The 14,355-nt window shown below is 62.2% G+C and carries 12 protein-coding genes; 8 read left to right on the top strand and 4 right to left on the bottom strand.

Annotated elements, in window-relative coordinates:
* The first annotated feature begins 281 nt into the window (after positions 1-281).
* The 6 genes from NKH67_RS03925 to NKH67_RS03900 all read left to right on the top strand — a co-directional run bounded on the left by NKH67_RS03925 (position 282) and on the right by NKH67_RS03900 (position 7,076).
* Positions 282-1,856 (top strand): trimethylamine methyltransferase family protein, encoded by a 1,575-nt coding sequence (locus NKH67_RS03925; protein ID WP_352500948.1) that lies wholly within the window; start codon positions 282-284, stop codon positions 1,854-1,856.
* Between the two features lie 136 nt (positions 1,857-1,992).
* Complete coding sequence (locus tag NKH67_RS03920) at positions 1,993-2,775, top strand: hypothetical protein (protein ID WP_352500947.1); 783 nt, start codon at positions 1,993-1,995, stop codon at positions 2,773-2,775.
* 20 nt (positions 2,776-2,795) lie between these two features.
* Entirely contained in the window at positions 2,796-3,467 is a 672-nt protein-coding gene (locus NKH67_RS03915; protein WP_352501105.1) for a hypothetical protein, read from the top strand.
* Between the two features lie 104 nt (positions 3,468-3,571).
* Positions 3,572-4,327 carry a dienelactone hydrolase family protein gene (locus NKH67_RS03910; protein ID WP_352501104.1) on the top strand — a complete coding sequence of 252 codons (756 nt, stop codon included), beginning with the start codon at positions 3,572-3,574 and terminating at the stop codon, positions 4,325-4,327.
* A gap of 68 nt (positions 4,328-4,395) precedes the next feature.
* Entirely contained in the window at positions 4,396-4,956 is a 561-nt protein-coding gene (locus tag NKH67_RS03905; RefSeq protein ID WP_352452095.1) for an RNA polymerase sigma factor, read from the top strand.
* Positions 4,957-4,958: 2 nt separating this feature from the next.
* Positions 4,959-7,076, top strand: coding sequence for a vWA domain-containing protein (locus NKH67_RS03900; protein ID WP_352500946.1), 2,118 nt, complete (start codon positions 4,959-4,961; stop codon positions 7,074-7,076).
* Positions 7,077-7,225: 149 nt separating this feature from the next.
* On the opposite strand, the gene bmt is transcribed toward NKH67_RS03900, so the two are convergent.
* Together bmt and NKH67_RS03890 are read right to left on the bottom strand one after the other, a co-directional pair.
* Entirely contained in the window at positions 7,226-8,242 is a 1,017-nt protein-coding gene (bmt, locus tag NKH67_RS03895; protein WP_352454606.1) for a betaine--homocysteine S-methyltransferase, read from the bottom strand.
* Between the two features lie 88 nt (positions 8,243-8,330).
* Positions 8,331-9,173, bottom strand: a complete 843-nt coding sequence (locus NKH67_RS03890) for a helix-turn-helix domain-containing protein (protein ID WP_352452091.1) — start codon at positions 9,171-9,173, stop codon at positions 8,331-8,333.
* A 228-nt stretch (positions 9,174-9,401) separates the two neighbouring features.
* Here NKH67_RS03890 and NKH67_RS03885 point away from each other — a divergent pair, with 228 nt between their 5' ends.
* A complete protein-coding gene (locus NKH67_RS03885; RefSeq protein WP_352500945.1) occupies positions 9,402-10,412 on the top strand; it encodes a fatty acid desaturase in 1,011 nt (336 codons plus the stop codon).
* A gap of 83 nt (positions 10,413-10,495) precedes the next feature.
* Positions 10,496-11,296 carry a phosphate/phosphite/phosphonate ABC transporter substrate-binding protein gene (locus NKH67_RS03880; protein ID WP_352500944.1) on the top strand — a complete coding sequence of 267 codons (801 nt, stop codon included), beginning with the start codon at positions 10,496-10,498 and terminating at the stop codon, positions 11,294-11,296.
* 109 nt (positions 11,297-11,405) lie between these two features.
* On the opposite strand, the gene NKH67_RS03875 is transcribed toward NKH67_RS03880, so the two are convergent.
* Both NKH67_RS03875 and NKH67_RS03870 read right to left on the bottom strand, forming a co-directional pair.
* Positions 11,406-12,719 (bottom strand): M24 family metallopeptidase, encoded by a 1,314-nt coding sequence (locus tag NKH67_RS03875; RefSeq protein ID WP_353030370.1) that lies wholly within the window; start codon positions 12,717-12,719, stop codon positions 11,406-11,408.
* A gap of 25 nt (positions 12,720-12,744) precedes the next feature.
* Complete coding sequence (locus NKH67_RS03870) at positions 12,745-14,322, bottom strand: ArnT family glycosyltransferase (protein WP_352500943.1); 1,578 nt, start codon at positions 14,320-14,322, stop codon at positions 12,745-12,747.
* Positions 14,323-14,355 lie beyond the last annotated feature (33 nt).

The following is a 14,355-nucleotide window of genomic DNA, read 5'->3' as shown; positions in this document are numbered from 1 at the left end:
ACTATCGCGGCAGCTTAAAAATATCGCGTCAATACCTAACCCGCACGGGCCGGTTGTCCATAGCTGATTTGCGACTTCCCGCAAAACGAAAGCGACCGTAAATCTCTTGGAATTCTTGTCGATTTTGCGACAGGCGTTGGCGCTGGCGGGCCGTTTCGAATAGGGTGCATGGCTACGATCCGGCCAGAGACCGCAATATGCGGCCGCAAACGGATTTCAGGCCGGTACAACAGCCCGGCCGGAGTAAATCAGGCCAGAACGAAAGCCAGGGAAGAACGATTATGAGTGAGAACGCGCCGGTCGATCAGGAAGCGTCAAACGCACGGCGCGGGCGCGCTGCCAGCGGTGGCGCCGCAGCCCGACGGGCCGCGCGTTCGGGCGGCGGCCCCGGCACACAGCTCACCTATATCAAGCGCAAGATCAACGTCTATGAAGTGCTGGACGAGGAAGGGCTGGCGCTGATCGAAAAGAACACCGACACGGTGCTGGAGGAGATCGGCATCATCTTCCGCGACGACGCCGAGGCGCTGCAGCTTTGGAAAGAGGCGGGCGCCGACGTCAAGGGCGAGCGGGTGCATTTCCCCAAGGGCCTCTGCCGCTCGCTGTTGAAGACCGCTCCGTCCGTCTATACCCAGCACGCCCGCAACGGCGAGCGCTCGGTGCAGATCGGCGGCAACGCGACAGTGTTCGCGCCGGTCTATGGACCGCCCTTCGTGCGCGATCTCGACGGCGTCAGGCGCTATGCGACGATCGAGGATTTCCGGAATTTCGTGAAACTCGCCTATATGGCGCCGTCGATCCACCATTCGGGCGGCACGGTTTGCGAGCCGGTCGACGTGCCGGTCAACAAACGGCATCTCGACATGGTCTACAGCCATATCAAATATTCGGACAAGCCGTTCATGGGCTCGGTGACCGCGCCCGAGCGCGCGGAAGATACGGTGGCGATGGCCAAGATCGTGTTCGGTGACGATTTCGTCGAGAACAACACGGTGCTGACCAGCCTGATCAACGCCAACTCGCCGATGGTCTTCGACGAGACCATGCTGGGAGCGCTGAAGGTCTATTCGCGCCACAATCAGGCCTGTATCGTCACGCCGTTCATCCTTGCCGGTGCGATGAGCCCGGTGACGGTCGCCGGCACGCTGACCCAGGTTTTAGCCGAGGTTCTGGCGGGAGCGTCGTTCACCCAGCTGATCCGGCCGGGTGCGCCGGTGCTGTTCGGCACCTTCGCCTCGTCGATCTCGATGCAGTCGGGCGCGCCGACCTTCGGCACGCCGGAGCCGTCGCTGGTCTCGTATGGCGCCGCACAGCTTGCCCGTCGGCTCGGCCTGCCGTTTCGCACCGGCGGTTCGCTCTGTGCTTCAAAAATCCCCGATGCGCAGGCCGCCTACGAGAGCGCCAACACGCTGAACTCGACGATCCTCGCCGGCACCAACTTCGTGCTGCATTCGGCCGGCTGGCTCGAGGGCGGTCTCGCCTCCTGCTACGAAAAGTTCATGATGGATATCGACCAGCTCGGCATGACGCAGAAGTTCTCTGAGGGTGTCGACCTGTCGGAAAACGGCCAGGCGATGGACGCCATCCGCCAGGTCGGCCCAGGCAGCCACTATCTCGGCTGCGATCACACCCAGGCCAATTTCCAGACCGCGTTCTACCGCTCCAACATCGCCGATAACAATTCCTACGAGCAATGGCTGGCCGAAGGCGAAAAAACCGCGCCGCAGCGCGCCAACGAGCTCGCCCGCCGCTGGCTCGAAAGCTACGAGGCGCCTTACCTCGATCCGGGCATCGACGACGGGCTGAAGGACTTCATCGGCAGGAAGAAGGCGTCGATGGCCGACGCCTTCACCTGAAAGGAGCCCGAATCAGGCGGGGCTAAAGTCGCCAACATCATCCACAAGGAAGTCTGGCGGAGTGCCTTCTCCGACCCGGACAAGAAGGGGTGATTTGCGCGTTCGGGTGAGGACGAGCGGCGAGGGAACGGTGCCAATGCCTTTCAATCCAACCAGGCGAAACCGGAACATTGGCACGCCGAAGCAGGGCCATGGGCAAAACAACCGCATGATCGTTCCCCGACCGTGGACATCCGCCGGATGGTGTGCGGCGCAGCTCAATCCTGGCCAGACGCTGCGCAGGACGGTGAATGGCAGGGACGTAACGCTCATTGTCGAAAAGACGAGCGGTGGGTGTGTTCACGCATGCTCGGTCGAAGATGTTGTCTTCCTTCTCTCTCATGTTCCTCTCGCTGACTGGGCCGGGCTGGAAACATTTGTCTTGCGCCAACCGACGCGAAAAGCGCGCGTACTCAGACCGGCGTGGGGGCGGATGTTTTATTATGCCGATCTTGGTTTCCGCGGATACTCCATCGAAAAAAGTGGTCCGGCCTTATTTTTGGAAGCCTGTAACGTTGGCGACACCATCGAATGGTCCACATCGCTGGACCCTGAGGATGCGGCAGAGTTGGACAGACTTCGTTTGGACGGTCACAAAATCAGCCGGGTTGGAAAGAAGCATCTCGTTTCCACCTCACTCGATTCCGTGCGAGCCACGCAGCTCTATCGCACGCTTCTGCATGAGATCGGCCACTGGGTTGATTGGCTTGGAAAAGTGGAAGCGCCGTTCGCCCAAGGTGAGGACTACTCAACACTTTATGACCGCTATTTTGCCCGGCCCAAAGGTGAAGTAGAGGCGTTTGCTCATCGCTACGCCGATAATTTGCGTGAGACGCTTGAGAAAAGGGGAGTAATTCCGTTTTCAAGGATCGAAGGGTGACAGAGTTCCTTGAGCGCAGCATGGTCGAAACCATCGCGGCAGCGCTTTCCGCCTCCGGCCTCATGCTTCGCGGCGGCTTCAATTTTGCAGGTGGTGAAGAAACACCCTCCGGTCTCTCCGGCGTTGCCGCCAAATCCGTGCTGCTGGTGGGGCAGGCGGGCGCCGCGCCATGGCCGCATTTCCTGCGCTGGAAGGAAAGCCAATCACGGATCATCACCAATCCGCTCGACACATGGTCGCGCGAAGTGATCGGCGCGGTGGCAGAGACATTCGGGGTGCGCGCGGTTTCGCCCTCCGACAGGCCTTATCTGCCATTCCAGCAATGGGCGATGCGTGCGGAGGGGCTGAAGCCGTCGCCGCTCGGCATTCTCATGCATCCGCAATATGGGCTCTGGCATGCCTATCGCGGCGCGCTGCTGTTCGAAGACGAAATTGCGCTCCAAGAACCCCGCGACGTGATTCACCTTTGCGACACATGTGCCGAAAAACCTTGCCTGAAATCCTGTCCGGTAGAGGCTTATTCTGTGGACGGTTTTGCACATGAAACCTGTCTGGCGCATGTGCGCGGGCAAAACGGCGCGCCCTGCCGGACCGGCGGCTGCCTTGATCGCAACGCCTGTCCTTACGACACCGATTATCGCTATCCGTCCGAGGTTCAGGCCTTTCACATGGCAGCATTCGCGCGTCTGTAGCGTCGCCGAATGCCGCACGAAATCTTGAAGCAGATCGCCTCACTACAGCTTGCGGCGACGGCCACCGCGGGTATCTATCGCACGTCAGATCAACGGAGCGGATGATGGCCACGCAAGCGATGCAGATCAAGACAAGCGACGGCATTGCCAAGGCCCGGCTGTTCCGTTCGGCGGCCCCAGCCAAGGCAGCGATCATCCTCTACATGGACGTTTTCGGTCCGCGAACGGCGCTTGATCAGATGGCGGAGCGGCTTACGAGCGAGGGCTATGCGGTGCTTGTGCCGGACCTTTTTTACCGCAATGCGCCCTACGGTCCGTTCGATCCCAAGACTGCGTTCGGCGACGAGAGGAGCAAGGCCGCCATCACAGGTCTGCTCGGCGGCACGACCCAGGAGATGACGATCCGCGACAGCGGCGCTTTCCTCGATGCGCTCGCTGCCCAAGGCCTGACCGGGCCGGTCGGCATTGTCGGCTACTGCATGGGCGGAGCGCGGGCGCTGAACGCCGCGGCCAGCTATCCCGACCGCATCGCCGCCGCCGCCAGTTTTCACGGCGGCAATCTGGCTGGTGACGCCGCCGACAGTCCGCATCGGAAGGCCGCCTCGGTCAAGGCAAGGGTCTATATCGGCACTGCCGGTGTGGACCGCAGCTTTCCGCCGGAGCAATCGGCGCGGCTGGCCGAAACACTGCGCGCCGCCGAGGTCGATCATGTCATAGAGAACTATGCCGGCATGGCGCATGGCTGGTGCATGCCGGACCACAGTGCCTTCGATGCAGCCGGCGCCGAACGCCACTGGAAGCGGCTGACGATGCTGTTTGCGGAGACGCTCGGCCAAGGCACGCCAACCATTACGACGTGACCGCCCGCCAAAAAATTCTTTCCATCGCCCCAAGGAACCGCCATTAGCCTTCGTCCAACAGGCAAATGATGGCGATGATGCTGGACGAAAGCGAAGCCTCCGACGCCGAACTGATCGGACGGGCGAAGGGCGGAGACCGGGGTGCTTTCGGCAAGTTGCTCGAAAGGCACTATGGTTTCGTCTATCGCGCCGCCTATCGCTGGTGCGGGAAAAAGGCCGACGCCGAGGATATCGCCCAGGAAGTCTGCGTCCGGCTCGGGCGGGCGATCCGCGACTATCACGGCAGCGGTGCCTTCACGACGTGGCTCTACACCATGACGCTGAATGCGGCGCGCGACATGATGCGCAAGACCGCCCGCGAGACGGTCAAGACCGAGGCCTATGGCGCCTATGCGCTGATTTCGGGGGAAATCTCGGCCGAGCCGGAAGACCCGGCCGAGGCGCTCTGGGCAGCGGTACGCAAGCTGCCGGACAAGCAGCGCGACGCGGTGCTGCTGGTCTATGGCGAAGGGCTGAGCCACGCAGCCGCCGCCGAGGCGATGGCGATCTCGGAGACGACGGTTTCCTGGCACATCCATGAAGCGAAGAAACGGTTGAAGACGCTGATGCGTTCAGCCGGGGAAGTGTGACCATGGTCGACGACAACGAACTGAACAGACTGCGCGACATCGCAGCACCGGCGCCGGACGCGGACGCAAAGGCGCGTGCCCTCCAGGCCGCGCTGCGCGCCTATGACATGGAAGAAAAAACTTTGCCTGCCGCCCAAGGATCGGCAGGCGGGGTTCGTCTCACAGAGCGAGCACAAAGGCTCTGGAGCGAAATCATGCAAAAGAAACTCTTCGCCACGCCGGCCATTGCCGGGCTCGTTGCCCTGCCGATCGCCGGATACGCTACCATGTACATGCTTGGGGAATCCAAATTCGGCGGGCCCGAATTCGGCAGGGATAAGATCACCGAAACGCTGGCTGACAAGCCGACGACCGTCAAACCGCCGGTCGTTGCCGAAGCGGACAAGCAGAAGAAGGCGGACGCCGACAGTGAAAGCCGCGACACCGGCGAGGCGCTTGTGGCGCCGACATCGCCGCCGAAGGCGGAATCGACCGCAGTCGGCGGGCTGACGCAGCAGGATGTGCTCAGCCGCAATGCACCCGAACCGCAGCCGAGCAGCGAGCTTGCGTTGAACGGCGACGCAAGCTCCGCGGCCCCTTCAGCCGATGGCGGCGCGCGGGTCGGCCGCATGCCTGGCACGGTTGCCGAGCCCAAGCTGATGGCACAGCAGCCCGCCGCTGCGCCGGCCGACCAGATGCTGCCGCAAGAGGAAAACCGCGACCGCGTCGAGAATTTCAAGACCAACCCGGTGCATGCCGCACTTGAAGACCCGGTCTCGACCTTCTCGATCGATGTCGACACCGCTTCCTATTCCTTCGTCCGGCGCTCGCTGAAGGAAGGTTTTATCCCGCAGGCCGACACGGTTCGCGTCGAGGAGATGGTCAACTACTTCCCCTATGACTGGAAAGGCCCGGACTCCGCCTCGACGCCGTTCAACTCGACCGTCAGCGTCATGCCGACGCCGTGGAACGAACACACCAGGCTGATGCATGTCGCCATCAAGGGTTTCGACGTGAAGCCGGCCGAGCAGCCCAGGGCCAATCTGGTCTTCCTGATCGATGTGTCGGGGTCGATGAACGAGCAGGACAAGCTTCCGCTCCTGCAGTCGGCCTTCCGACTGCTGGTCAACAAGCTGAGACCTGACGACACCGTCTCGATCGTCACCTATGCGGGCGATGCCGGTACCGTGCTGGAGCCCACCAAGGCTTCGGAAAAGGACAAGATCCTCGCTGCCATCGACAATCTGACATCCGGCGGCTCGACGGCAGGCGAGGCCGGCATCAAGGAAGCCTACAGGCTGGCGCAGAAATCCTTCGTCAAGGACGGCATCAATCGGGTGATGCTCGCCACCGATGGCGACTTCAATGTCGGCCAGACCGACGACGACGACCTGAAGCGGCTGATCGAAAAGGAGCGCAAGACAGGCGTATTCCTGTCGGTGTTCGGCTTCGGCCGCGACAATCTGAACGACCAGATGATGCAGACCATCGCCCAGAACGGCAATGGCACTGCTGCCTACATCGATACATTGGCGGAGGCCGAGAAGGTGCTGGTCGAGGATGCCTCCTCGACACTGTTCACCATCGCCAAGGACGTGAAGATCCAGGTCGAGTTCAACCCGAACAAGGTCTCGGAGTACCGGCTGATTGGCTACGAAACCCGCGCCTTGAATCGAGAGGATTTCAACAATGACCGGGTCGATGCCGGCGAGATCGGCTCAGGTCATTCAGTCACCGCGATCTACGAGATCACGCCTAAGGGCAGCGGCGGCGAACAGATCGACCAGTTGCGCTACGGCCAGGCCTCGGTGAACAATGGCGGTGTCGCCAATGCCGACGAATATGCTTTCGTCAAGATCCGCTACAAGCTGCCGAACGAGGACACCTCGAAGCTGATCACCACGCCGGTAACGTCAGCCAACGAGGTGGCGTCGTTCGACCAGGCCAGCACCGACCAGCGTTTCTCTGTTGCCGTTGCTGCCTTCGGCCAGAAGCTGCGCGACGAGGATGCTACCGCGAAGTTCGGCTACGACAAGATCATGCAGATTGCCACCGCCGCCAGAGGAGCCGATCCGTTTGGATACCGGTCCGAGTTCCTCTCGCTTGTGCGCCTTGCCTCGGCGCTCGGCGGTAACCGGTAGTGGCAATGACGGCCGGTTTCTTTCAGATGGGATCGTTCTGATAGGGGGAGCCGGCCTACGGGCGGGTGAGGCAGGCCGGCGAGGGAAACCTTGCCGGCCTTTTTTCGCGGCCGCACCGCTTCGCGCGGACCATGTCGCAGACGAAAGCGTCAGGCGCGTCCGCGGCGCCGCTCGCGGCGGGCTTCGCTGGTCTCGGCGACATTGACCGTAGCCTGCTTGTTGCGCATCGGGCCGATGCGTTCGACGATCTGCTCGACGGTCGGGCGATCCGACTTGGTGTGCGCATCGAGCGCCTTGCGCATTGCGGCGAGGTGCTGGAACGAGGTGCCGCAGCAGCCGCCGACGATTTTGGCGCCTGCATCGACGGCGAGGCGCACATAGTCGGCCATCAGCTCGGGTGTGCCGGAATAGTAGATCTCGGCACCGCGAAATTCGGGAATGCCGCAATTGCCCTTGACGATCACCGTTGCTTCCGGCTTCGCCTCGGTCATGTCGAGCAGCGACGCGAGAATGTCGGAGGCGCCGACACCGCAATTGGCGCCGACACCGAGCGGTGTCTGCGACAGGCCATCGACGACGCCGTGGATGTCCTTCGGCAGCAGTCCCATCATGGTGCGGCCGGCGGTGTCGAAGGAGCCGGTATAGGTATAGGGCAGGCCGACGCGGATGGCGGCTTCGGCGGCGGCGCGGATTTCGTCAGGCGCCGACATGGTTTCGATCCAGGCGACTTCGGCGCCGCCGGCCTTCAGCCCCTCAATCTGCTCGGCAAAGGCTTCGACCGCCTCGTCATAGGTCATGGCGCCGAGCGGCACCAGCAGCTCGCCGGTCGGGCCGACGGAGCCGGCCACGATCACCTTGCGGCCGGCGTTGCCGGCGACGGCGCTTGCGATCTCGGCCGCGCGCTTGTTCAGCGCATAGACCCGGTCCTGCGCGTGGTGCAGCTTGAGCCGATGGCGGGTGCCGCCAAAAGAGTTGGTCAGGATAATGTCGGCGCCGGCATCGACAAAGTTCTGGTGCAGGCTGGTGATGGTGTCGGGCGCGGTCTCGTTCAAGAGCTCGGGAGCCTCTCCGGCCTCAAGGCCCATGGCGAACAGATTGGTGCCGGTGGCGCCATCGGCGAGCAGGACGCCCTTTTCGGCAAGCAGAGCGTCGATCGGATTGGTCATGTGAAATACGCCTTCCCGGAAGAATAACTGAGATAAGGATATAAAGAATTCTTTATGTGCCGTCAATGTCGGCGCGCAGAGCAACCGGTCAAAATCGCATCTCCGCCAGCTTTCGTGTGAAGCTGGCAGCTTCATGCGCGTTGACGTCCGCGGCACGGATCAGATTGTCGAAATGGCTGGTCAGGATGCGGATCGGCTGCGTGGCGTTCAGCACCAGATACATGTCGCCGACGTAAATGGCGGCGCGATAGGGCCCGAAGATGGTGTAAGGGATCGAATAGCGCATCCGCCCGTCATAGAGAAACAGGCGGAAGGTGGGATAGAGGTCGTCGAGCAGCGTCGCCATGTGCAGGAGCTGCTGGTGGCGGTCGGCCTCCGGAAAGCGGTCCCACACGCCCAGCCCACGGGCGAAGATCTCCAGCGTGTGGCGCGGCATACAGACTTCCATGTCGGTTTCGGGCCGTCGGTTGTAGTCGATGCGGTACTGCGTTTCGCCGGCCTGTGCCTCGCGGCTCTTGTTGGCGATGACGGCTTCGTAGTCGACAAGCGCCTCGGTGCGCAGAAGGTCGGGAATGCCGGCCGGCACGTAGCGGATTTTCGTTCCCGCCGCCTCGGCATGCCAGCGAGCCAGCAGCGTGCGGTCGAAGCCGTCCGGCGCCTCCTCGATCTCAAGGCTCTCGCGGATTTCGCCGGTAACACCCTCGTCGTGGCTGAGGCCGAGCAGCCAGTCGAGCGAGACTTTGAATTCGGCGGCGATGTTGAGCAGCGTTTCGGCGCGGGGAAGGCGGATCGACGCGCCGGAGAGCAGCTGCGACAGCGCCGAACGGTCGATGCCAACCGCGGCGGCGAAGGCCGACTGGTTCAAATCGGACCTTGTCAAGAGCATTTTCAGGCGCTCGCGAAAGATCGTCGACAGGTCGCGCTTGTCCAAATCTCTACTCTCCCTGACGTGAGCAAAATTTTGCGCCGAAGCGGTCTACATGGCGTTTCGAGCGCAAATGAATCTATGAGCTTGTTTACAATAGATAACATCTGCAGCTGAAAATGCGCAATCGCAACAGTTTGTGCGCTTTATCGCGTTGCAGCGATGCAACGCTCCTGACACAATGCTGTCAGGAATCAAAAGGGTTCCGGCGACTGGAAGGCGGTGGTCGATAGCATGACGAGCATGGGCAACAGGCGACACGGCGCAGCGGCCATCGAATGGCCGACAGCATTTCTCGCACTTCTCTGCTACGGCGGCTGGCTCGCTACCGGCTTCCTGCTCTGGCCCTCTTACCCGCTGCTGGCACTCGCCTTTCTGACCCTGATTGCGGCGCTACAATCCTCGCTGATGCACGAGGTCCTGCACGGCCACCCAACCCGGAATGCGCGGCTCAATGAAGCCCTTGTTTTCCTGCCGATTGGCCTTGTCTGGCCGTTTCGCCGATTCAAGACCATTCATCTGCGCCACCATGCAGACGAGCGCCTGACCGATCCGCTCGATGATCCCGAAAGCTATTACAAGGCGCTCTGGCAGCACGAGGAGCTGCCGTCGGCGATGAAATTCCTGCTGAAGGTCAACAACACGATGATCGGGCGTTTGGTGCTAGGCCCGTGGCTTTCCTGCATCGGCTTTTTCATCGACGACGCCAGGCAGGTTGCTGCGGGCGACAATTCCATCCGCAAGGCATGGCTGCTGCATGCGATCGGCCTCGTCGTGGTGCTGCCTGTCGTGCAGTTCGGCTTCGGCATGCCGTTATGGCTCTACATACTGGTGCCGGTGTGGCTTGGGCAGTCGCTGATTTCGATCCGCACCTACGCCGAGCACCAATGGTCTGAACATCCGGAAGGCCGCACGATCATCGTCGAGCGCTCGCCGCTGTCCTTCCTGTTCCTCAACAACAATCTGCATTTCGTCCATCACAAGAGCCCGACGGTGGCCTGGTACAGGCTGCCGAAGGTGTTTCGCGACCGCCGCGATGAATGGCTGCGGATGAACAATGGCTACGCCTATCCGAACTATTTCGCGCTGCTCAAGGCCTATGCCTTCAAGGCGAAGGAGCCGGTCGTCCATCCCGTGCTGCGGCGCATGCCGGAACCGGGACGCGCGTTCAAGCCGCGTGTCAGGGCACGCAGCCTCAATGGGCTTGGCAGTGCGCCGGTACCCGCCGAGCCGCCGAAAGAATGATTCTTGCGTTGTTGCAGGCGGTGCCGCGCGGACGACGCTTTCCTGACCTTGTCAATTTCCCCGCATAACGGTCAAATCCCGGCATGAGCGAATTCATTGCGGCTTTGCCGATGTACGACTGGCCGGAAGCGCGGGACGATGTCGACGCGCAATGGGCGCGGCTGCGCGATGCTTTCAGACAAAAAGGCATCGATGCGCCGGAGACGATCATCCGCCGCACCGGCGATTTGCCCCCCGTGCCTGGCGGTATTCGCGATGATCAGGGAAAACCCATCGCGCCCGATCCGGCGACATTGCCGCCGGACGAACTGGATTTTCACCAGCTCTGGCTGCATCCGGCGCTGCTCTTTGCGCAAACCTGCTGGGGACCGATGGAACTCGGCCTGTCGCAGCGTGTCCAGCTCGTCGGCCAGCCGCGTTACGACGCCTTCGAGGGTGGACAGGGCGAACTCTATTCGAGCGCCATCGTCATGAGGGCGGGCGAGGCACCGCCGGCAAGGGCGCCGGCCGACGGCGGTGCCGTCATTCCGCTCGATCAGCTTCGCAGCAAGCGCTTCACCTTCAACAGCCTCGATTCCATGTCGGGCATCATCGCGCCAGCCCGCGACCTGCAAGCATTGGGCGAGAGTTTGGATATCTTTTCCGCGCTGAGCGAAAGCTGTGGGCACCGTGCTTCGATCGTTGCCGTTGCCGAGGGCAGGGCGGACGTCGCGGCGATCGATTGCGAGAGCTGGGCGCTGGCGCAGAGTTTCGAGCCGGCGGCGCAGAAGGTGACGGTCGTCGGCTGGACAAGGCGGCGCAAAGGCTTGCCGTTCATCACCGCCAGGACGACGCCGGAAACGATCGTCGCTGCGATGCGCGAGGCGATCGCGGCGCTCACGTAAAGCGCGTCGCGTTCGGTCGGCCTCATGCGACGCGCTTTAGATTCTTGTTTTATGCATGTCGTTATCGCAAAGCCGCTGCACACTTTTGCGCGACATGCATTAGCGTCGCTCAGCCGCCAAGCAGCCGATTGTCGAGCGGGTAGGTCGAAAGCTTCTCGTTGCCGGTTTCAGTGATCAGGATCTGTTCTTCGATCTTGACCCCTTCGTAGCCGCCAAGCCGACCGATATAGCTCTCGACGCACAGCACCATGCCAGGTTCGAGCACTCCGTCCGGTGTGTCGTCGGTCCAGTCGCTAGCATGCGGCAAAGTCGGGTATTCGTCGGCAAGGCCGACGCCGTGATAGAGCACCCCGTAACGGGCCGGGAAGCAGTCTCCCGGTGGCACTGACGAGCGCTCGACGAGGTCGCGGAACGATATGCCCGGCCGCATCAGCTCCGTGTTGTGGGCGATCTGGTCGGCGGCGATGCGGAACAGGTCGCGCTGCTCCTGCGACGGCGGCGCGTCACCGCAGAGCCAGGTGCGCGAAAGGTCGGCGCAGAAGCCGTAAGGACCGATCAGGTCGGTGTCGAAAGCGACAAACTCGCCGGCCTCGATCGTCCGCGACGAACACTCCTGGAACCATGGATTGGTGCGCGGACCCGACGACAGGAGCCGGGTTTCGATCCATTCGCCGCCGCGCGCGATGTTGCCGCGATGGAGTTCGGCCCACAATTCGTTCTCGGAGATGCCGGGCCTCAGCGCCTGCTCCATCTCGCCCATCGCCGCCTCGCAAGCGGCGATCGCCCGGCGCATGGCAAGGATTTCGTCGGGCGATTTGATCAGCCGCGCATTTTCCATCACCGCCTCGCCATTGCCGGTCGAGATGCCGAGGCGGGCGAGCTCTTCGATGCCCTCGGGATTGATGTGGTCGACGGCGATGCGGCGATTGCCGCCGCCATGTTTCAATACCAGGTCGGCGATGCCGGCTGCCCAGCGGCGGACTTTTTGACCGGTCAGCTCGCCGCTGTACAGATAAGCCCACGACACCGCCGGCCGCACCTCGTCGACGACGCCGGAATGATCGGAAAGGTGCTCGCAGGAGAAATAGTCGAACAGCACCACCGGGCCATCGGTGGCAACGAAACAATGCCTGGTCCGATTGTGTGCGACCCAGAGCTGCATGTTGGTTGCGTCGGTGGCATAGCGGATGTTGACCGGATCGTAGAGCAGGGCTCCCGCATAGTCGCGGCGCTTCAGCTCGGCGCGGATGCGCTCGAGCCGGTATCGGCGCATGGCGGGCAGGTCAGGAGCAGCAATGCCCGCCGTCTGCCATTCGGCTTCCGCCAGCGCTCCATAGCCCAGCGCATGCTGGTTGAGTTCAGCGGCCTTCAGCCGCGATTTTTTGTGCAGCACATCATTCGAGCCGTCGGGCTCGAACGGCATGATCTTGCGGTGATGACGGGGCCGGTCAGTCGGGTTCCTGTCCACCCTCGGGTCCTCCGCTAACGCCTTCCTTAGGCGCCGTGGCTTCTCCCACCGCCATTCTCTTCAATCTTACATAGGCGCCGGCCCGGGCGGACTTGCCGGTGCCGCGCAACAGCGGAACCATCATTTGCCGTGGTTGGCCGTCCGGCTCATAGCCGGCCGCTTTGAGCTGCTCCAAAATGACCGGCCGCGGATCGTCGCGGTCAAGCCAGACGAGTACGGCCGGCTCCTTCATCAGCGTTTCGAAATTAGGCACTTCCTGGTCAAGTGCGACCAGTTTTTCGTCGACCAGCCGCAGGTTTCCGACCCATGCACCATCAGATATTGCGGTTTTGACCGGTCCGTCCGCAGTCAGTTGGCGATAGAGGGCGGGGTAATCCACGCGGATCATCCGCGAGAGGCCACTGGTCCCGTTTACCTGGACGTACCAGGTGGCGGGCGCGAGCAGCACGGCGATGATCGCTCCAGCCGCGATCACCAGGAGCTGCGCATTCCTGCCGCGCGGCGCCAGCCGTTCCATAGTGGCGACGATGGCCAGCGGCAACATGAACAGGACGGGCAGCAGCCAGCGGTCCTTGACCACCGTCACGCCGGTGGCAAGTACAAGTATTGCCAGCATGGCCAAGCCGAGCGCCAAGGTACGCCACAACAGAATTTCCCGGGCCGGACCTTCCGGATGCCGCTCCGAGAAACGGAACTTCGCCAGCCAGAAAGCCAGGGCGGAAACGAGCACGGGCAAGACCGCGAAATTGAAGGTGCCCATGATAAACTTGCCGGCGCCGACAAAGGCCGCCGCCACGCGCCCTTGTTGCGCGTCTATTCCGAACTTTTCGCCTCTCGACAATAAATCGGCGGGATGCATGAGGCTCCAATAGGTGGTTGGCGCCAGCACCAAAATCGCGACCGCTATGCTGATGGCGAACTTCGGATCGAGGATCGCGCTGCGCCATTCGCGCAGCGACAGCACGGCCGCAACAAGGGCCACCACGAGGAAGACATCATTATATTTGGCAAGAATTGCCGCCGCGGTGGCCAGGCCAAACGCCGCATAGGCGATCATGCTTCGCCGCTCGAGAAGATAGGCCATGGCCAGCAGGAGCAGCGAGCAGAAGCCGACGACGGCGACGGAATGCGACAAGGCGCGCTGCGATTCCCAGACGATCTGCGGGATCGTAAACAGGCCGAACATGGCCGCCGCCGCTGTCGCTTTGGTGTAGCCGAACCGCCGCATGGCGGCGAACACGCTGCAGGCGGCAAGGAACAGCACGGAGTATTTGACGAGCTTCAGCGTGAAGATACTGGTGCCGAAAACATGCGCGGCCAGCCAGTTGATCCAGGTGTACAGGGGTGGTTGCGAGCCGCCATATCCAGCCCAGAGATACGGAACATAGATCAGCTGCTCCGCATCATCGATGCCGACGCCGGTTCCCGCCCAAGAGCTCAACAGGGACAGTATGATGGTCTGCAAGGCAAAGTAAGCCGCGACCATGACGATCGCCGCCGGGAAGGGGCCGATCCGTCCCTCGGCCAGCCACTCGGCCCATCTCAGATTGTACTTCAATGAAATCTCATCGCCCTTGCCAGCAGAGTGTTG

Origin of the sequence: Mesorhizobium sp. M0968 (genome assembly GCF_040319065.1) — a bacterium.
GTDB lineage: Bacteria > Pseudomonadota > Alphaproteobacteria > Rhizobiales > Rhizobiaceae > Mesorhizobium.
Note: the sequence above shows the minus strand (reverse complement) of the source record. Positions and strands in the feature narration are given on the sequence as shown.